This window comes from Methanolobus bombayensis (assembly GCF_017873415.1).
Classification (GTDB): Archaea; Halobacteriota; Methanosarcinia; order Methanosarcinales; family Methanosarcinaceae; genus Methanolobus; species Methanolobus bombayensis.
Window position 1 is genome coordinate 1 of the sequence record NZ_JAGGKD010000023.1, and the last position, 18800, is coordinate 18800.

Annotated in this window: 15 protein-coding genes and 3 tRNA genes; 9 read left to right on the top strand and 9 right to left on the bottom strand. The window is 41.1% G+C overall.

The window, feature by feature from the left end:
- Nucleotides 1-115 precede the first annotated feature (115 nt).
- Entirely contained in the window at nucleotides 116-2017 is a 1902-nt protein-coding gene (gene lonB / locus J2746_RS13945; protein WP_209622445.1) for an ATP-dependent protease LonB, read from the bottom strand.
- A gap of 180 nt (nucleotides 2018-2197) precedes the next feature.
- Between lonB and J2746_RS13950 the strand changes: the two genes are divergently transcribed.
- The 9 genes from J2746_RS13950 (at nucleotide 2198) to J2746_RS13990 (ending at nucleotide 8415) form a co-directional block, all read left to right on the top strand.
- On the top strand, nucleotides 2198-2644 hold the full coding sequence (locus J2746_RS13950; RefSeq protein WP_209622448.1) for a hypothetical protein: 447 nt from the start codon (nucleotides 2198-2200) through the stop codon (nucleotides 2642-2644).
- Between the two features lie 185 nt (nucleotides 2645-2829).
- Nucleotides 2830-2906, top strand: a tRNA-Val gene (locus tag J2746_RS13955).
- Nucleotides 2907-2970: 64 nt separating this feature from the next.
- Nucleotides 2971-3044, top strand: a tRNA-Phe gene (locus J2746_RS13960).
- A gap of 12 nt (nucleotides 3045-3056) precedes the next feature.
- Nucleotides 3057-3128: transfer RNA gene (locus J2746_RS13965), tRNA-Gly, on the top strand.
- A gap of 3 nt (nucleotides 3129-3131) precedes the next feature.
- Nucleotides 3132-4502 carry an MATE family efflux transporter gene (locus tag J2746_RS13970; protein WP_209622463.1) on the top strand — a complete coding sequence of 457 codons (1371 nt, stop codon included), beginning with the start codon at nucleotides 3132-3134 and terminating at the stop codon, nucleotides 4500-4502.
- Between the two features lie 141 nt (nucleotides 4503-4643).
- Nucleotides 4644-6062, top strand: a complete 1419-nt coding sequence (locus J2746_RS13975; protein WP_209622466.1) for a sodium/glutamate symporter — start codon at nucleotides 4644-4646, stop codon at nucleotides 6060-6062.
- A gap of 112 nt (nucleotides 6063-6174) precedes the next feature.
- Nucleotides 6175-6399: a YgaP family membrane protein gene (locus tag J2746_RS13980; protein ID WP_209622469.1), complete on the top strand. Its 225-nt coding sequence runs from the start codon at nucleotides 6175-6177 to the stop codon at nucleotides 6397-6399.
- 30 nt (nucleotides 6400-6429) lie between these two features.
- Entirely contained in the window at nucleotides 6430-6858 is a 429-nt protein-coding gene (locus tag J2746_RS13985; protein ID WP_209622472.1) for an EVE domain-containing protein, read from the top strand.
- Between the two features lie 255 nt (nucleotides 6859-7113).
- Nucleotides 7114-8415, top strand: coding sequence for an APC family permease (locus J2746_RS13990; protein ID WP_209622475.1), 1302 nt, complete (start codon nucleotides 7114-7116; stop codon nucleotides 8413-8415).
- 95 nt (nucleotides 8416-8510) lie between these two features.
- On the opposite strand, the gene J2746_RS13995 is transcribed toward J2746_RS13990, so the two are convergent.
- From J2746_RS13995 to J2746_RS14030, 8 genes are all read right to left on the bottom strand, one after another.
- Nucleotides 8511-8873 (bottom strand): DUF2149 domain-containing protein, encoded by a 363-nt coding sequence (locus J2746_RS13995; RefSeq protein WP_209622478.1) that lies wholly within the window; start codon nucleotides 8871-8873, stop codon nucleotides 8511-8513.
- Nucleotides 8870-9493, bottom strand: coding sequence for a MotA/TolQ/ExbB proton channel family protein (locus J2746_RS14000; protein WP_209622479.1), 624 nt, complete (start codon nucleotides 9491-9493; stop codon nucleotides 8870-8872). The genes J2746_RS13995 and J2746_RS14000 overlap by 4 nt, the downstream gene beginning before the upstream one ends.
- A gap of 186 nt (nucleotides 9494-9679) precedes the next feature.
- Nucleotides 9680-12301: an S-layer protein domain-containing protein gene (locus J2746_RS14005; protein WP_245250189.1), complete on the bottom strand. Its 2622-nt coding sequence runs from the start codon at nucleotides 12299-12301 to the stop codon at nucleotides 9680-9682.
- Between the two features lie 206 nt (nucleotides 12302-12507).
- Nucleotides 12508-12720 carry a winged helix-turn-helix domain-containing protein gene (locus tag J2746_RS14010; RefSeq protein WP_209622482.1) on the bottom strand — a complete coding sequence of 71 codons (213 nt, stop codon included), beginning with the start codon at nucleotides 12718-12720 and terminating at the stop codon, nucleotides 12508-12510.
- A 9-nt stretch (nucleotides 12721-12729) separates the two neighbouring features.
- The gene (locus J2746_RS14015; protein ID WP_209622485.1) at nucleotides 12730-13899 is read right to left on the bottom strand and encodes a glycosyltransferase family 4 protein; all 1170 of its coding nucleotides are present in this window, start codon (nucleotides 13897-13899) and stop codon (nucleotides 12730-12732) included.
- 97 nt (nucleotides 13900-13996) lie between these two features.
- A complete protein-coding gene (locus tag J2746_RS14020) occupies nucleotides 13997-15967 on the bottom strand; it encodes an amylo-alpha-1,6-glucosidase (protein ID WP_209622488.1) in 1971 nt (656 codons plus the stop codon).
- Entirely contained in the window at nucleotides 15948-17963 is a 2016-nt protein-coding gene (locus J2746_RS14025; RefSeq protein WP_209622491.1) for a glycoside hydrolase family 15 protein, read from the bottom strand. Before J2746_RS14025 ends, J2746_RS14020 begins: the two co-directional genes overlap by 20 nt.
- Nucleotides 17960-18769 carry a V4R domain-containing protein gene (locus tag J2746_RS14030; RefSeq protein ID WP_209622494.1) on the bottom strand — a complete coding sequence of 270 codons (810 nt, stop codon included), beginning with the start codon at nucleotides 18767-18769 and terminating at the stop codon, nucleotides 17960-17962. Before J2746_RS14030 ends, J2746_RS14025 begins: the two co-directional genes overlap by 4 nt.
- Nucleotides 18770-18800: the final 31 nt, after the last annotated feature.

The window sequence follows — 18800 nt, forward strand, 5'->3', positions numbered from 1 at the left end:
TGTTTGATACTGTTTTTTGATTGGTTTATGACGCTTTCATCCCCTACCTGTCGCTACGTTCCGAGGAAGGGGACTTCTCGCTTTTGAGTTAAAATAAATAATTAACAGCCCCTGCTCACACAGGGACAACTTCAGGCATTTCCGTACCTGTCTTAAGGCCGCTGAGACTCTTGAGTTTCTCAAGGATACTGGTCTTTTCAGAACCCACAAGACTATGCTCGATAACTTCAATGATGTTGGTTACCGGAACAATTTCGATCTTGTCCTTATATGCCTCTTCGATAAGCACGTCATCCTCGTTGGATTTTGGAATTATTACCTTCTTTATACCTGCTCTGGCTGCAGCTTCTATCTTATAGGTTGCACCACCTATAGGAAGTACATCTCCCCGGACAGATAATGAACCTGTCATGGCTACAGACTGATCAATAGGTATGTTCTCAAGGGCTGATATCACCGCAGTGGCAATGGATATGGATGCACTGTCTCCTTCCACTCCTTCATATGTTCCTATGAACTGGATGTGGATGTCATGGTTGCTTATATCCTTGCCTGTTACGTTCTTGATAACAGCGGAAACGTTCTGTACAGCTTCCTTTGCAATATCCTTGAGCATTCCGGTTGCGATTACCTTTCCTTCTGAGTTAGAGAGTGATGGAGCCACTCCTGCCATTATAGGCAGAACTATTCCTGAATCTCCTCCCATGACCGCAAGTCCGTTTACTCTTCCAACAGCACTTCCCATCTTTTTGAAAAGCTGATAGTCGTTCTTGCGTTCAAGATAATTATCAGCAAGCTGCTGTTCAATTGATCTTGCCATTTTCTTTGCACCAAGGACGTGCTTTGCAGTGGCAAAAGGAGCATCTTCTGATTGAGCAATGTCACCTGCAACTCTGATAAGACCTCCAAGGTCACGGAGTTTCAGTGTTAGATGTCCCTTTCTGCCTGCTCTTCTCTGAGCTTCACGGATCACTTCATCCACAGCAGTCTGGTCAAATGGTGGTATATGGCCGTCTCTCATGACTTCCTGTGCCACGAATCTGACAAGGGTCTTGCGGTTTTCAGCATTATCCTCCATTGATTCTCGCATGAAAAGCTCGTATCCGTAACCCTTTATACGTGACCTGAGTGCAGGATGCATCTTTTCCATAGCGTCAAGGTTACCTGCTGCCACCATGATAAAGTCACATGGTACAGGTTCTGTCTTGACAAGAGCACCTGAACTCCTTTCGGACTGACCGGTGATAGGATACTCCTTTTCCTGAAGGGCTGTAAGCAGGCTCTGCTGTGATTCAAGGCTGAGAGTATTGATCTCATCAATGAACAGTACACCCTTGTGTGATTTGTGAATATCACCGCTCTCTACCCTGTCATGTGCAGGTGTTTCAAGACCACCTGACTGGAATGGGTCATGCCTGACATCTCCAAGAAGTGCACCTGCATGTGTTCCTGTTGCATCAAGAAATGGTGCGTGTTCCTTCTGGTAGTTTGAAACGATGAGCTTTGGGATCATCATCTCTTCTTTTGGCATGAACTGGCGTGTAAGGAGCAATATCATTATCGCTGCAATGATACCCCACAGAAGTTGCCCAACGTAGAATGAGTAGATTATGATACCAAATACCAGTATCATCATCAGCATATTGCGTGACTGGGCCTTTTTCTGTGCTTCCAGCTTATGTGCCATAACGATCTCCCTGCCTTTTCCGGCAGGTACAGAGCGTATTTTAGGATTATTATTATCTTCAGGATTTGGGTATGTGAGTATATCCTGTAGTTCTTCTTTTGGAAGTAGTTCAGCCATCGCTTTTGAAAGCAGGGACTTACCCGTACCCGGGCTTCCTATCATCATTACGTGCCTTCGCTGGCTTGCTGCTTTTTTCACCACCTCCACCGCATGTTCCTGACCTATTATCTGGTCTATTAAGAGTTCCGGAACATCTATGGAGTCTGTGGTTTCGAAATTGTCCTCGTACAGTTCAATCTCTTCACTAGAATCAGTAGTCTCTTTTTCCATAGTCTTCTCACAAGTTTTGTGGTTTGTTCACAGTTGTACGTACAAAATATATACTTGACGGTTTTTATAATTATGTAGGTCTAATTTATTATATTTAATTTGTGAGTAAAGTTAATATGATTATAGTGGCATCTGAATATAAGAAATTATGCCTTACTTTGTTGCTCCGGAGCTGATATTATGAAACTGACACCATTTCTGGTGATAGCACTTATCATATCCTTATTTTCGTTTTCAGCCAGTAACGACCTGATCTCTGATGGAGAGGAGTATATTCATTTCAATCAGGTCACAATGAGTTTTCAGGGCACAGATGCGGTGATATCTATTTCCTATGGTCTGGATATGTTTTCCAGTATGTATGTCTTTCTGCTGGGTGCGCATAATCTGGAGCCTGCAATAGATACTTTCTTCTCGGATTTTGGTGATGTGGAGGTGCTTGAGGTCGGCAGGGATAATGCTGTAATATTTGCAAAGGATGTTTCGCGTAAGAATGACGACTTCTATTTGCATGATTCACATGATCTGAATGGGACGGTGGATGTTTTGACTATGATATATCCTGATGGTTCTACAAGAAGTGTTACAGATACCAGTTCTACTCCCGATACATTCTATAGCGAATGAACGTTTGTTTCACAACTATGGACGCTGTTCTTTATATACAGATGGAGTTACACAGGCGTTTACCCAAAAGGTTTATTATCTATTATGCATTATGTGGGGTGCTGATAAGCCCCAAGGCATGCGATAATAGCACGAATGTGCCATGAAGCATTAGGGTGTTTACAGATATTCGCAAACTGCATAATGGGCTCGTGGTCTAGCTGGTTATGACGTCGCCTTGACATGGCGGAGGTCCGGAGTTCGACTCTCCGCGGGCCCACCATTAACAGTTTTGCAATAGTTAACTTTAAATGTAAAAGCAACATTTAGGTGCTTCGGGTCAAAATGCCCAGGTAGCTCAGTTTGGGAGAGCGCTGCCCTGAAGAGGCAGTTGTCCCCGGTTCGAGTCCGGGTCTGGGCACCTAAGCAAAGCACACCAGTAGTGTAGCGGTTATCACCGGGCGTTGCCAACGCTCGAACCCGGGTTCGAATCCCGGCTGGTGTACTCATGATAAACGAAAGGTCTGATATGCTTGCCAATGAGAATATAAAAAAGCTCATTTACAGAATGTCAACCCCTGCGATTGTGGGATTGCTTGTGCAGGCATTTTACAATCTTGTAGACACCATTTTCGTTGGAAGAGGACTTGGAGCTGACAGTGCCCTCGGAATTGCCGGTTTATCCGTTGCATTCCCTGTACAGATGCTCATGATGGGCATTTCCATGGGTTTGGGTATTGGTGGAGCGTCTATCATATCACGAGCCCTTGGTATGGGTGATCACAAAAAGGCCGAGAGAACCCTGGGCAATATGGTAATGCTGGTAATTATATCCAGTGTGATCTTCACTATTCTGGGTTTAGTATTTATTGACCCCGTACTGAAAGTGTTTGGAGCATCGGAGAGTATACTTCCTTTTGCAAGGGAGTACACGAAATACATACTTATGGGAACCATATTCTTTTCGTTCTCTGCAGCATTAAGCAATACCATAAGAGCCGAAGGACATGCAAAATTTGCAATGTCAATCATGTTGATCTCCAGTATTGTGAATATTATACTCGATCCACTCTTTATCTTTGAGTTCAACATGGGAATAATGGGGGCTGCCGTTGCAACAGTAATATCACAGGTAGTTGGCTGTGTATTGGTAATTCACTATTATACAAGCAATATCAGCATGGTTCCATTCAGGCTTGTATATATGGTTCCTGACCTTGCTCTTTCCTGGGAGACTGTGAGCATAGGTATGTCGGAATTCATTTTCAACTCAGTTGAAAGTCTGGTCTTCATTCTCCTTAATCAGAGTCTCCTTATATATGGTGGAGACATGGCAATTGCTGTATTCGGGATAATCATTAAGATCTTTATGCTAACCCTGATGCCTATAATGGGAATAAAGCACGGAATCCAGCCAATTTTTGGTTTCAATTACGGTGCCGGTAATTTTGAGCGGGTTCGGGAAACCGTTTCAATCTCGAACTATATCGTTTTTGGGATGTGTATACTGAGTGTCATTGTTGTTTTCCTCATTCCTGAGCAGATATTCCGCTTTTTCAGCACCGATGCCGGATTGATAGATGTCGGAGTGCCGGCAATAAAGATAAGCTTCCTGATGATGCCATTCATTGGAAGTCAGATAGTGGCAATGGCTCTGCTTCAGTCCCTTGGCAAGTCAAAAGGCTCACTGATGATTACTCTTTCAAGACAGATCTTCTTCCTGCCACCTCTTGTATTCATCCTTCCACTGTACATGGGTTTGACAGGAATCTGGGTGGCATTTCCTATATCTGATTTTCTTGGATTCGTTGTAGCTGTGATCCTTATGAAAAGAGAAGTTAGTAGACTCGTGGCACCAGTACACCTAGATGAAAATTAAGATTTTGATATGTTTTTCCTTTGAAAATCTCAATAGTCTTGAGACATAGGTTTAAATCCTTTCTCTCCAAATCAATACAGGGAGTGAAACTATGGATATGAATAGACTACTATTTCTGGAAAATGTAGGTGTTTTTGGTTAATGACATCTGCTTCAATGGTTGGAATAAGTTTTCTTGTACTGGGAGCTATATTGCTGATTGGAAAATGGATACGGGTTGTCTCCCCTCCTCTCCAGAAGCTTTTCATTCCCAGCTCACTTATAGGTGGCTTTCTTGCACTATTCCTGGGATCAGAGGTACTTGGTCAAATAGTCACGTCATCAGGTTATTATGGAACATTTGTTTCGGGTGGTTTATTCCCTCAGGAAATGATCGATATCTGGTCAGCTTTACCGGGAATTTTCATCAATCTTATATTTGCAACACTTTTCCTTGGAAAGAAAATACCTTCGATCAAGAACATATGGTTCCTTGCAGGTCCTCAGATTGCCCACGGTCAGACCATTGCATGGGGGCAATATGTATTCGGTATACTTGCAACCATTCTTATCCTGACACCCTTCTTTGGAATAGATCCCACAGCAGGTGCTCTGATTGAAATTTCATTTGAAGGAGGACATGGTACAGCAGCCGGTATGGCTGCTACCTATGAGGAATTCGGATTTGCCGATGCTTCGGATCTGGCACTTGGACTTGCAACAATTGGTATACTTTTTGGCGTAATACTAGGTATTATTCTTCTGAACTATGGTATTAGGACCAATAAAACAGCAGTTCTGGATAAGTCTTCAGAGATATTTCTCGATGAGAATTACCAGACCGGAATAATTGATTTTGACTCAAGGGAGTCAGCTGGAAAAATAACAACAAGACCCGAATCTATAGAACCACTGTCCCTTCACTTTGCATATGTTGGTGTTGCCATAGGAATAGGATATGTAATTCTGCATCTGTTAATCATTGCAGAAGACATACTCTGGGGTCAATCAACTGGAGTTTACCTGTTTTCCCACATCCCTCTTTTTCCACTAGCAATGATTGGTGGCATTATTCTCCAGCTTCTCCTTGAACGCTTTGACAGGTATCATACACTTGACAGGGATATCATGATGAGAATACAGGGTTTGGCACTTGATATTCTGATAACCAGCGCAATAGCCACACTTTCTCTTGCAGTTATTGGAAGCAATCTGGTACCATTCCTCATCCTTGCGACTGTGGGAATTGTATGGAATCTGGTAGCTTTCCTGCTACTTGGTCCTAAAATGATTCCTTCTTACTGGTTCGAAAGAGGTATTGGTAACTTCGGCCAATCAATGGGAATGACTGCAAGCGGTCTTTTGTTAATGAGAATTGCGGACCCTGCAAACACCTCACCTGCAATGGAAGGTTTCGGCTACAAACAACTTTTGTTTGAACCAATTGTCGGGGGTGGTATATTTACCGCTGCTTCTGTTCCTTTAATATTCTACTTTGGCCCGGTTCCAATGCTTATTCTGGCAGCTTTTGTTATGCTGTTCTGGAGTTCCATCGGGATTTTTTATTTTGGCAGGAAATGAATAATTCCTTTTTATTTTCCTTTCGGGGCCAAAGCTTTATCTTAGCTTTGACAAATTTAAGATAAACAGGATTGAACCAATGTTTCTTACCTGTTCAAAAGGGAGTGAAAATATGGATATAAATGAACTATTATTTCAGGAAAATGTGGGTGGATTCGATCTTCTTGTCAGAGCACTTTTCGGGACAATAGCAATAGTCATTCTTGCAATGGACCTCGTTGCCCCGGGAATCCTGCAATGGATACTCGCTATTGTTGCACTTGTAGGTCTTTTTTCTTCAATAATGAGACATTGTCTTCCATATTCACTGATTGGTTTTAGCACAGCAAGAAAATAATGCTGTCAATTACAGGGATTGGAATGTAATGTGAGTAAAAGTACCGGTTACTGGCTCATAGTTGCATCCAGAGATCATGTATTTGCAGGAATAAAAGGAAACTTCAGCCAGGCTTCTCATGGCAGGAGTTCTCCACTAGATAAAATGAATGCTGATGACTGGATAGTATATTACTCTCCTAAAAAAATATATGGCGATACCAAACCATATCAGAAATTCGTGGCAATTGCAAAGGTTACCGGGGAAGAAGTATTTCAGGTGAAGCTTTCGGAATCATTTAAACCATATAGGCGTGAGGTTCGATACTGTGATGATATTCATGAAACTGATATCAGGCCACTGATACCTCAACTACATTTCATCAAAAAGGAATCCCGTTGGGGTCTGTCTCTCAGAAATGGCTTTCTTTCTATTCCAGAAGAGGATTTCAGGCTTATCTGTTCTAATATGCGTGATTAATTTAATGCGATTTTAATTTCGTATAAGGAAGAAATGATCAGGTTAAAAGATGACTGATTTGCTTTATACTTAACATAAATTCATAGTTGGTCGGTCAGATGAAACAAAGTTTGTAAGGTTGGAACTGGATGTTTATTCAATAGTAATTCTGAAATGAAAATCAATACTGACTAATTAGTCAGTCATTAATCTCTTTCTTCATTTTTTATGAAAAGATACTAGTAGTCTTAACAGGATTTGTAATGTGGGGAAAATATGGGTCAATATAAATCTGATAGTTTGACATTGACGGGTGCGGTGTCACTTGGTACAGGCGTAATGATAGGTGCAGGTATATTTGCACTTCTGGGACAGGTTGCTGAACTTGCGGGAAATTTGTTTCCCGTAGCATTTGTCATTGGTGCGGTTGTTGCAACATTTAGTTCATATGCTTACATAAAAATGTCAAATGCTTATCCTTCAGCAGGAGGGATTGCAATGTATTTGAAAAAAGCCTATGGTAAAACGGTTATAACAGGCTTTAGTGCGCTACTCATGGCATTTTCTATGGTGATAAATGAAAGTCTTGTTGCACGTACTTTTGGTACATACACCTTGCAATTATTTGATATTCAGCAGGGAAGTTTCCTTATTCCTGTTTTAGGTGTCGTTTTATTGGTTTTCGCATTTATTGTGAACGTTTCAGGCAATGATGTTATCGAAAAAATTTCATTCAGCATGGCGTTCGTTAAAATTGGTGGTATTGCTGTTTTTGGAATAGTCGGCCTCTGGCTTGCAGATTTTTCTTTTTCACCCATATCAACAGAAATATCAGCCTCTTCTTCAATGGGATTTCTGGCAGCTATTGCCCTTTCAGTGCTTGCTTACAAAGGTTTCACAACTATAACCAACAGTGGTTCTGAAGTCGAAAATCCCCACAAAAATGTGGGTAGAGCAATAATTATTTCTCTTTCAATATGCACAATACTTTATCTTTTAGTATCCCTTGCAGTTTCAGGAAGTCTTAGTATTGCTGAAATTTCACAGGCCAGAGACTTTGCACTTGCAGAGGCAGCAAGACCTGTTTTTGGTGACTTGGGTCTGTGGTTTACTGTATTATTAGCCGTAATTGCAACGGTATCAGGTATTATTGCCAGTGTTTTTGCAGTTTCAAGAATGCTTGCAATGCTAACAGAAATGGAGCTTGTTCCCCACAGGCATTTTGGTATGTCCGGAACTGTCCAACGACATACTCTTGTCTATACAATAGTGATTGCCATTATTCTGACAATATTCCTGGATCTTAGCCGTATAGCCTCCCTGGGAGCTATTCTCTACATTGTAATGGACATAATTCTGCAGTGGGGTGTTTTACGCAACTTGCACAAGGATATAAAAGCAAATTCCCTGATAATAGGAGTGGCGATACTCCTTGATTCCATCGTGCTGTGCGCTCTGGTATTATATAAGGTCTCATCTGACAGGATGCTTATTGTAATAGCATTTATTATGATGTTTTTCTTGTTTGTAGGTGAAAAGTGGTTCCTTAGATTAAACGGTGCATTTGAGACCAGTTAAAATTAAACAAGTGATTCAAAAGTGAAGAAAAAGTTCTAATTATAGAATAAAATAATTTTCACATTTTGAGTTAAGAAATAAATTGCATAGAAACATCAAATACCTGTTTCATTCCCATCGCCTGGAACGTACACAATAGTACCATCCGGTAATCTGTAAGCAGAACCCAGATATTCTCCGGTTCCTGTGCCTTTATTCTCGCTCATGTCAAGCACCCGGACAGGTTCACCGGCTTCCTTGATTATCATTTCCATGTTCTTCTCACCTGGATTTTTGACGATGGTTATGTTCTCGGTGGGACTCAGCAGTTCCGGAAGCTGATAGGACATTACAAGTGCCACCAGGAGTGCAACAGAGAATACCATTGCAATGTCAAAGAGGTTTGCAACACCAGTTAGAGGATTCTGTTCTTCATTCTCATATATCTGCTTTCTGCGGTCATTCCTGCTGCGTCTCACTCTTTAGCCTCCAGTGTGTCAAGGATGTAATCAATATCAGCCATATCCTGCCAGTACCATCTTTTTCTGATCTGTGTAAGAACATATCCGATACTACCTGCAAATAGCCCGATGACAGTTGTTGCAAATGCTATCATCAGATTGTTAGCCAGCTCCTCGATATTTCCCTGTGAAAGTCCGATAAGTGCAGGTCCCAGTGGGATAAGAGTTCCCATAAGACCTACCATTGGTGAGATGGTTGCAACAATTCTGGTCTTTTCCAGTCTTTTTGCCATTTTTATTTCGTATTCCTGAACAATCCATTCAAGCGACAGAAGATTTCCTTTTTTAATATGGCCTGCAGCACTTAATGCAAAGTTCTTCACAAGGAAGTTCTGCTTAAGAAGACTGAGTGAGCTTGCAGCTTTTTCAAAATCCTTGCCAAGGATGTGTTTACGAGTGCTGTTGCAGCAGAGTTCAAGATTTTCTGTATCACGTTTTCTTTTCAGTAGTTCTGAAATGAACTCTCCTGTAAGCATTAGAGAATAAACTGCCAGAAGTATCAGTGTTATTATTACCGGATACAAAAGCGTTGATGAGAATATGTAGAGTGTTTCAAAGATATAGGAAGTAATGTCCATTTTGATGCCTTCTTCAAATCCTTTTCTAAAACGTAGTGTGATTTGAGTATATAAATGCCCCATTAGTTAAGTTTCTCTATCTGTATAAAAAATTAGCTACATAATAATAAAATCACTAAATAAAGTTCAATAAAAAAGTGGATGCCTGCACTATTGCAGGCACAAATCAAATTCTAAGTTCGTTCTTTATTCGTTCTCTTTCCTGCGTATCAGCATTGCAATAGCAAGGAATGCTATTACAGACACTACAATTCCAGGTCCTGGTATGGAGCTCTCTTCAACATCAAAGGTTGTTGTTGAACTGCCAACCTGTGCCTCATAGGTTCCGGCTTCGTCTTCAGAGACTGTGAATGTCAAAGTAGTTGATTCTCCTGCATCAAGTGAAACAATCTGTGAATCCACAGTTGTTCCATTGATCATCAGTTCAACGTCTTTGTCGCCTGCTGCTGTTCCGGTATTTGTTACATCTACGGTTACAGTTACCTCTTCACCTGTATTTACAAGTATAGGATTTGCTTGAAGGTTTGTGTATGAGAACTTTGCTTCCAGGGCAAGAACCTCAAGATTCAGTTCAGCATCAAGGTAATCATTTGCTGAAGTTGAAATCTTGTGCATTCCTCTTTCTTTTACTGTATATGTCAGTGTGCCGTCTGCATCAGTGCTTCCTATGAGCTTGTTGTCATAGTAGACCTGAACATCCTCGACCATATCTCCGCCGATTGCAGTCATCACTGAAATGACTATGGTATCCTCTTCAACAACGTTTTCTGGTGATACTTCTATGATAAGTTTTCTGGAAGCATCGTCTGCAGAGATAACTTCAACCTCCTCGCTTGCGGAAACATATCCTTCCTTTTCAGCAGTTACTGTAAATGTACCTGCAGTTCCAGGAGTGTAATCAACTGTTCCGTCTGTGCTTGTAGTTCCAGCTTCCTCATCACCAAACATCACTGTGACACCACTTACAGCAGCACCTCTGGATGTAACCTCTATCTCTATTTCTTCATCTTCTTTGAGCACTGAATCGATTTCAATAGAAAGAGAGTCCGTTGGTTCGGTAGAAACTTCCACGAAAGGATAGTAGCGTACATCGCCATCATCAGCAACATTGAATGAGATGTCACCCATGATCTCAACGATATCTCCTCTGGAGAGTGAAATTGAATCTTCATTCTCAAGGACGATCTCATCAGATGAGAAACTTGTAACTTCCATCTCACCGAATTTCTCGTTATCTTCTACTTCTACAAAGTCTTCTGATATCTGGAATATACCTTCTATGAATACTGCATTTGTCTCAGTACCCTGGAATATCTCATCAAAGTGTACAACTATTACAGGAACATCGTCCACAGAACCAATATCCTTCTCATAGACATAATCATCATCAGAAGATACGATTGAAGTGTCGACCTCATCACCGTTCTGCACGAGATTTACCATTACACTGTCACCATTTGTGTCTACTTCTACTACTGCAAGCTCATATCCGTCTTCCAGTATCAGTGAAGAGCCAGAGTAAAGTGAATTTTTACTGTCATCATCGATGAGTACCTTTGAGAGCTTACCATCTGAAAGAAGGCTTAAGTCATCGGTAAATTCATTATCTGGGTATCCTGCAAAGTATTTCTCAGCCATGAAACCGACAACCTGGAAGTCTCCCCAGTCATCATGTTCAAAGCTTACATCAAGAGGAACACTTTTGTAAACAAGGTCACCATCATCTATTGTTCTTCCACCGAGGTCTTTAATTTCAAGGGATTCGGTTCCCACACCTTCATCAATGTTGTAGTAGAATCCTTCAAAGTTCAGTGGTGTCCATGTAAGTTTTTCATCTTCTGCCACTGTACCTCTGAGTTCGTAAGTTCCCGGGTCAGACATGTCAAGTACAGGACCGAATCTGAGGGTGCTGTCATCTGCAACTATGAATTTCAGTTTACCCATGATGCCGACTGTGTCGCCTCTTCCAAGTGATATTCCGTCAGAGTTTTCCATTGTGATCTCATTGGAACTTAATGTCTGAACTTCCATCTTTCCGAACTCGTCTCCGGATTCGATATCAACATGATCTTCAGATATCTGGAATACACCCTCCACAAACACTGCATTTGTTTCAGTTCCCTGGAAGATGTTGTTGAAGTGTACTGCTATTATTGCAACTTCATCATCGCTGCCAATTTCTTTCTCATAGATATAATCATCATCTGCAGAGACAATACTTGTATCAAGTTCATCTCCGTCCTGTGAGAGTGTTACCATAACACTGTCACCATTCAGATCAACTTCCACAACTTCAAGTTCGTATCCTTCTTCGAGTATAAGTGAGGAACCTGAATAGAGTGATATTTCATCATCATTGTCGAGTAATACTTTTGAAAGGATTCCGTCTGATATCAGGCTGACACTATCATCTACGAATTCTGTGTCATCGGTATAACCTGCAAAGTATCTTTCAGCCATGAATCCGATTACCTGATAGGAACCCCAGTTATCCTGTTCAAATTCAGTATCTATAGGGGTTGTTGCATACTCAAGGTCACCGTCTCCAATGCTTCTGTCACTGTCACTGTCCAGGGTGATAGTAAGTGTTTCTGATCCTTCACCTGAGTCAAGGTCATAGTAGAATCCTGAATAACTCAATGAGGTCCAGGTATATTCTAGAGAGAGATTTTCATCTGCATCCCATATTCTGTTTCCTGTGCTGTTGTTTGCTGCCATGGTAGTGCCTGTCAGGATAAGCACTATTAATAGCAGGAACAGTGGCTTAAAAATTAAGCTCTTAGTGTTTTTATTTTCCATATTCATCATATAATTCCCCTTGGTTCTGTTTTTTTTGTAAGTATCTAAATTATTGAAGTTTAACTATATCAATTTACTCCGTAACTTTTTATAATTTATTATAATAATGGCGAAATCAAAGCTATGATATCTGTATATATCTATACGAAAAAAGGTAACCTGAGGCATTCATTATTTCTTGCTTCAGGTGATGAAGGCAATTTCAGTTTTATTAACTATTTTAATTTCAGGGACCAGGAATTTCCATTCTTGGCCATGCAGATCTTATCTTCTCTTGAAAGCCATCCAATGGCCATAAACGTCATCTGCTGGTCATATCCATTTTCCTTGAGATGGCTTTTAAGTTTTGCCATGTTTGATTCTCCATCCTCAAGCAACCTGTATACACAACCTGCTGCTTCTCCTATACTTAAACACATTTCGTCCATAATATCACTTCATTCTATCCTGTTATAAACTTCAACGGTGTTTCTTGCAATTGTATCCCAGCTGAATTTTGTCCTTACAAGGCTCTTTCCATTATGTCCCATATCGGGTGTTCTGGAATCCAGACCATCAAGGGCGTAATTGATGCCCCATGCTATTGATTCGGGATCTCTGTAACTTAAGATTCCATTCTGGAAATTGTCCACGATCTTAACAGCATCTGTTGCAACCACTGCTTTAGTCGCATCCCATGATTCAAGCACCACAATTCCGAAAGGTTCATTCCTGCTTGGGACACAGGTCATATCACACGCATTTGTCCAGTCCTTAAGCACATCATCAGATGAGTAACCCAGGAAATGACATGAGTCACCAATATTAAGGTCACTTGCAAGACTCTGGCAATATGGTCTCATCTCACCTTCACCGATAAATACAAAATGTGCTCCCCAGTTGTTCCCATCAAGTACCCTGGGAATAGCTTTTACAAGAAGGTCAGGTCCTTTCTGATAATGCATCCTGCCTGTAAAAAGTATCACCGGTGCATAAGGGTGGATACCATAACCCTTCTTTATGGAACCTGCATCAACAATTTTCTCCATTTTACCCGGTGAGATTCCATTTGGAATAATAGAGATCTTATAATCTGGAATACTATAGAGTTGTTGAACTTCCCTTTTGAAATTGTCAGAAGTAATGATCACCTCTGAACTCTCATAACCACCAAGCCATTCCCTATGGGCAACTTCTCTGGCAGTGGGTGAATTCACATGTGAATTTCCGTTTCTTCCCCATTCAGTACTGTGATATGTCATTACATACGGTTTGCCAAGACTGTGTTTGATACGGTTCAGCACATTTACAGGATGCCAGTCATGTCCATGGATAATATCAAAGTCCCCGAACTTCTTTGATACCTGAACAAAGCGTGAATACATAGCATCACACATTTTATTCATCTGGTCCAGTATATCACCGGATTCATCAAAACTACATCTCTGGTAATGAACACCGTTTATCTCGTCATAATCCCTGTACCAGGCACTGCGCGTAAATATATGGACCTCATGGCCCAGTTCTGCAAGCTGCTCTGATAACTCCGTCACATGGGGAGCCAGACCTCCAACCTTTGCCGAATGAAGGCTCTCCCATGAGAACATAGCAATTCTCATTGATTCCATAATTCCCACACAAATATGCAATTAAACCCAAAATTATACTACTAGATGAATTTGAACTTTCTTAAAGATTGCGTGTGTAATTTACTAAATAATATATTTAGTTTTGATTTTCTTCCATTATGTCTTCAACATAGCACCGCAGTATCTCAGCAACGCTCCATGCCTGGGAAATACATCCATTTGACTCATATGGATAATTTCCATCAAATATTTCGGATATGGTTCCGATACACGATTCATCCATATGTTCTTCAAGCCCTTTCATTAAATCTCTGAGTTTGGTTTTTGTTTCTGGATTGTCTTTAAAAACTCTTGCGTATGCAGTTACATATGATCCCAGAAGCCACGGCCAGACCGTTCCATTGTGATAGGCTGAATCCCTTTCCTCAGTATTTCCACGGTAAAGGCCTATATATTTGTTATCTGAAGGTGCGAGTGTTCTAAGTCCGTAAGGTGTAAGCAATTCCTCAGTCACCACATTAATAATTCCTTTTTCTATTTCCAATGGCAGCATTGTATGTTCAAGAGATACTGCAAAGATCTGATTAGGTCTTATTGATGCATCTTTCCAGTCTTCACCATGTCCTGAAATGCAGTCATAGAGACAATTTAGCTCCGGGTTATGGAATTTTTCCCTGAAACTTTCAGACGTCATCTTTGCGGAATTTCTCAGACCTGAAACATCTTTTCCAAGCTTCTCTCCCATATCTGCTGCATAAATTAGTGCATTGTACCAGAGAGCATTGATCTCGCAGGCTTTTCCTTTTCTGGGAGTTACTTCCCAGTCCCCCACTTTTGCATCCATCCATGTGAGTTGTCCAAAATGTTCTATAAGCCCGTCATCATCCATCTTTATTCCGTAATCAGTACCATAGCGATAATTATCTACGATCTCCATGATCGTTGACCATATCTTTTCAATGAATTCCAGGTCATCGGTGTAATCCAGATATTTTCCGGCAGCGTTTATAAACCACAGTGAAGCGTCCACTGTGTTGTAGACCGGTGAATCTGCCGGATTTTCGGGAAAGTTATTTGGGATTAGTCCATTCATGCAACTTGCTGCAAATGTGGACAATATTGACCGTGCCTCTTCATATCTACCTGTGACCAGCGTCAGGCCGGGTAATGATATCATGGTGTCCCTGCCCCAGTCACCGAACCAGTGGTAACCTGCAATGATCGATCTTGAACCAGTGCTTTTTCTGTTTACAATGAACGAATCACCAGCAACAAGCAGCTTTTGTAAAAAAAGGTCATAGTTGATATTATTGATTTTTGATGTTTTTATCTTTTTGATCCTTTCCTTTTCTTTTTTAATCAGTTCATTAATTCTTTGCATTTTTGTTCTTTTAAGGTATGCTGCGGATTCGGTAGTTGCCAGCACAAAGCACGAACAATACTTATCATTTATCTCAATTTCAAAATATCCGGGGTTGAAGTTATTCTCACGGAAAGGATAACCTCTCGAAAGTTCCACCTCATATTCAAAATCGTAATACCAGTGCTCATCTGACTGATATGGCATGTTAGAAATGAGACTAAATTCCGTATAACCTTTAACCAAAGTTCCATTCTCATCTGAATCCTGCGAGAATATCTTATCTGATCCATTGGTCAGGTGATGAATTGACCTGCTATTGATAAGCGGGAGTATCTTCAGAGAAGCCTTCTTTTTCCCGGCATTCTCAATATCATATTTCACAATGGTGGTGTTTTCACCATGAACCATTGCGATACTTTTCCTGATTACAATTCCAGCTGCGGAATAAATGAAATCCGGCATAGTATCTGCATTGAAATCGTTCAGATATTTGTATCCTTCAGGATAGACAGTACCCGGATATTTGTGAACAGCAAGTTTATGAACACCATCTTCTGTATAGAGTTCTTCGTCAAGGGATGAAAGCAATAATATTCTTTCAACCGGAGGTTTAATTGAGGCCACAAGGAGTCCATGATACTTCCTTGTATTTGCTCCGATTACTGTGGAAGAAGCATATCCTCCAAGGCCGTTGGTGATCAGCCACTCCCTTGATGTTCCTTCATTATATTGGGAAAATTTCATTTGTACTTCCGGTACTTCTTGCTTCTTTAGAAATCTTGAGGTTCTTTTGTATTTTATCAAGTAAAAGGACATTATCAAGCATCAGGGCGCAGCTCCAGCATAGAGGTATGGCCCATGCAGGACGTCCTGTATACTTGTTGACCTGTTCAGGTAGCATTCCTGCTCCGGTTGTACCTTTAAGGGACCACTGGATGTACTTGAGTGCATTATGAGTAAGTTCCCTGTGTTCTTTATTCTCAGCATCTCCCACATTGGGATCGATGCCGGATGCCATTTCAAGCATTGCCTTTGAAAGCCAGAGGGTTGTTACTATCCAGGGATTACCTTCGATATAGTTGTCATTAACATACCGCTTTATTCCGAAATGGTCATTTACAGGAACCCTCAGCTGCTGTTCTATGTTCTTGATGATTGACTTTATCATTTCCTTTTCTTCCGGGACATCTGGGCAGAGCAGTCCGAAAGGAACGAAAGTACCTATGATACTTGCATCAATTGCAGTATCAAGATTCCCGTTGGTCATGCCTCTTGCAAAATATCCCTCATCAAGCCAGAATCTCTCAATTGTGGTCTTTTTAATGAACTCGGCTCTTTCTGTCCATCTGTCAGCAAGTCCCTTTTCGTTGTAGTCCTTTGCCATATTAGCGGCGCTAAGGAGCCCTGCATAGATTGCAGCATTGGTATAGGTAAAAATTCCCAAATGTGTTTCCCAGAGACAGATACATGGGTCATGAACTCCGTCAGCAGTTCTTCTCATAAGGTATTCAGCAGCACTTAACACGGTAGCCCATATACTGTCAAGATACTCCTCTTTTACAGGATGCTGAAGTGTGCGGTAGTACCTGTCCATTGAAAATATAGTGCTGCCGGTTTCGTCTATCTGTGTTGAAAAACTGAAATTTCCCCAGGAAGGTGCTTTATTTCCATCCAGCCAGTAACGCTGGAACCATGAACCATCATGCATCTGTGTTGCTTTACACCATTTGAAAAACCGGGAACAATATTCAGGATAACCTGCTTTCAGCAGAGAAGTGACAATTTCCGCACTGTCCCGGTTCCAGCAATAACCATAACCTCCGCTCATCTCAAATTCATGGTCGAATTCCGGGGATGCTACAAATGATCCTCTGCCTGGGTCGTTGAGAATACTTAATGTGAGTAATGAACGGTCAAATGCCATTTGCAGATCCTGTTTGAATTTTTCAAAACCAATATAATCAGGAAGTTCCAGAAGTTCTTTTCTCGAAAGCCATTTGACCCATTTTTCCTGGGTTTCATCGTAAATGTCATCAAAGTTTTCTTTTTGTACCTGTCTCATCTTTCTGTACAATGTGGGTCTTCTTGAAGCCGCGCCAATAAAAACCGTAAACTCAGCAGGTTTTGATACATCAATGTTCAGGTCCCAGCCCACAGCACAGTTAAGGTTACCTATATCTTCGTTATTCTTCTGGAGTCCTCCGTCTTCCATGTCTAACTTAGCGTTAGTCCACCATATTGTGTCCATAGCCTTTCCTATCTGCCATTCCTTAAATATCGGAGCTGAACTGATTCCCACATAATAGCTCTTCCAGTACTGTGCAAGCAGTCCTGAATCATGATCGCAGAATGCTGAGTTCTTCTTTTTCATTTCCCCTACCTGTAGATTGGAGTAGTAGAAGAATTTCCCGTTGAACTTTCTCTGAGAGCTAATCCTGTATTTGCGCACAAGGACCGGTAATTCCGGATGAATAAAATCCAGTATATCCATTTTAAGTCCATTGGAATGTTTCAGTTCAGTGCTCACAATATTGGTGTTCTCTATGTATTTCTGCTCGGAAGTCCATTCACGTGCATTGGACCAGATGAGTTCCTTTCCGTCGTAAATGCAGGCCTGGGATTCTTCCACATGCTGGGCAAAGTCTCTTCTGGGGTAGTAAAAACCAAATATCTCGGCTTTTTTACCCATGGTGACAAGTAATTTCTCATTTCCAAGAATCGAATTGGGTTGCCGTATCAATGTGACTCTCCCCTTAGTATGTGCTCTATTTTCACCCCTCTGGGTGCCGGTGATATTATGTGCTCACAGACCTCATCACCCATACTTCTGCATCGTGATTCCCTAACCTGTACTGTTCTTTTCAATGATTCTGATATATATCCCGCAAGGAATGCACTGATATATACACATACAGGTACATCACTTTCTCCGAATTCATCGGCTATGAAGGATTCCTTTACCTTCACAGTTCCCTTGAGCTCTGAAACGTCCATATCATATTCAATTTTACCCCAGCCTGCAGCCATTAAGAGTTCTCCCAGAAGATCAAGGAAATTCTCATCATTGAGATCTGTCATATCCTTCATGTATCGTGCGGCACCTGCACCATTCTTGAGTCCTATTATTGTAAGCAGTCCTTCTGATTGCGTAACATGCTCATTCATGATGTTTATTATATCAACAAAGGTTTTTGCCCTGATAAGAACAGCTCTGTTACCAAGAATATTCAGGGGGAAGTCCACAGACTGGATTGCCCTGTTCTTTGAGTAGCCCCACTTGACCGTGAGCACAACATCCATTTTTTCAAGTTCTTCTGCTACGCTGCTGATGTCCCTACCTTTTTCGGCTTCTGTGAACATGACATATTTACCTCTGGTTGGGTCTTCCGAACTATCCAGATATGCAAATCTGATGTCAAGTCCTTTCTCTGCAAAAAAAGAAGTGATATCAGCTTCAGAATGTAATGTGTTCTCGTAAGCTACTTTGAACCAGATAACATCTGCTTCTTCATTCACCCGTGAGAACATGTAGAGATCTCTTACCATACATAAACTCCCAGAGTTATATTACTTTACA

Excerpts from the sequence above, each read along its gene's own strand:
- J2746_RS13975 (WP_209622466.1), top strand. The coding sequence starts at position 4,644 with ATGACATCTGCTTCAATGGTTGGAATAAGTTTTCTTGTACTGGGAGCT.
- J2746_RS14015 (WP_209622485.1), bottom strand. The coding sequence starts at position 13,899 with ATGGAATCAATGAGAATTGCTATGTTCTCATGGGAGAGCCTTCATTCG.
- J2746_RS13950 (WP_209622448.1), top strand. The coding sequence starts at position 2,198 with ATGAAACTGACACCATTTCTGGTGATAGCACTTATCATATCCTTATTT.
- J2746_RS14000 (WP_209622479.1), bottom strand. The coding sequence starts at position 9,493 with ATGGACATTACTTCCTATATCTTTGAAACACTCTACATATTCTCATCA.
- J2746_RS14010 (WP_209622482.1), bottom strand. The coding sequence starts at position 12,720 with ATGGACGAAATGTGTTTAAGTATAGGAGAAGCAGCAGGTTGTGTATAC.
- J2746_RS14020 (WP_209622488.1), bottom strand. The coding sequence starts at position 15,967 with ATGAAATTTTCCCAATATAATGAAGGAACATCAAGGGAGTGGCTGATC.
- lonB (WP_209622445.1), bottom strand. The coding sequence starts at position 2,017 with ATGGAAAAAGAGACTACTGATTCTAGTGAAGAGATTGAACTGTACGAG.
- J2746_RS14030 (WP_209622494.1), bottom strand. The coding sequence starts at position 18,769 with ATGGTAAGAGATCTCTACATGTTCTCACGGGTGAATGAAGAAGCAGAT.
- J2746_RS13990 (WP_209622475.1), top strand. The coding sequence starts at position 7,114 with ATGGGTCAATATAAATCTGATAGTTTGACATTGACGGGTGCGGTGTCA.
- J2746_RS14005 (WP_245250189.1), bottom strand. The coding sequence starts at position 12,301 with ATGATGAATATGGAAAATAAAAACACTAAGAGCTTAATTTTTAAGCCA.
- J2746_RS13970 (WP_209622463.1), top strand. The coding sequence starts at position 3,132 with ATGATAAACGAAAGGTCTGATATGCTTGCCAATGAGAATATAAAAAAG.
- J2746_RS13980 (WP_209622469.1), top strand. The coding sequence starts at position 6,175 with ATGGATATAAATGAACTATTATTTCAGGAAAATGTGGGTGGATTCGAT.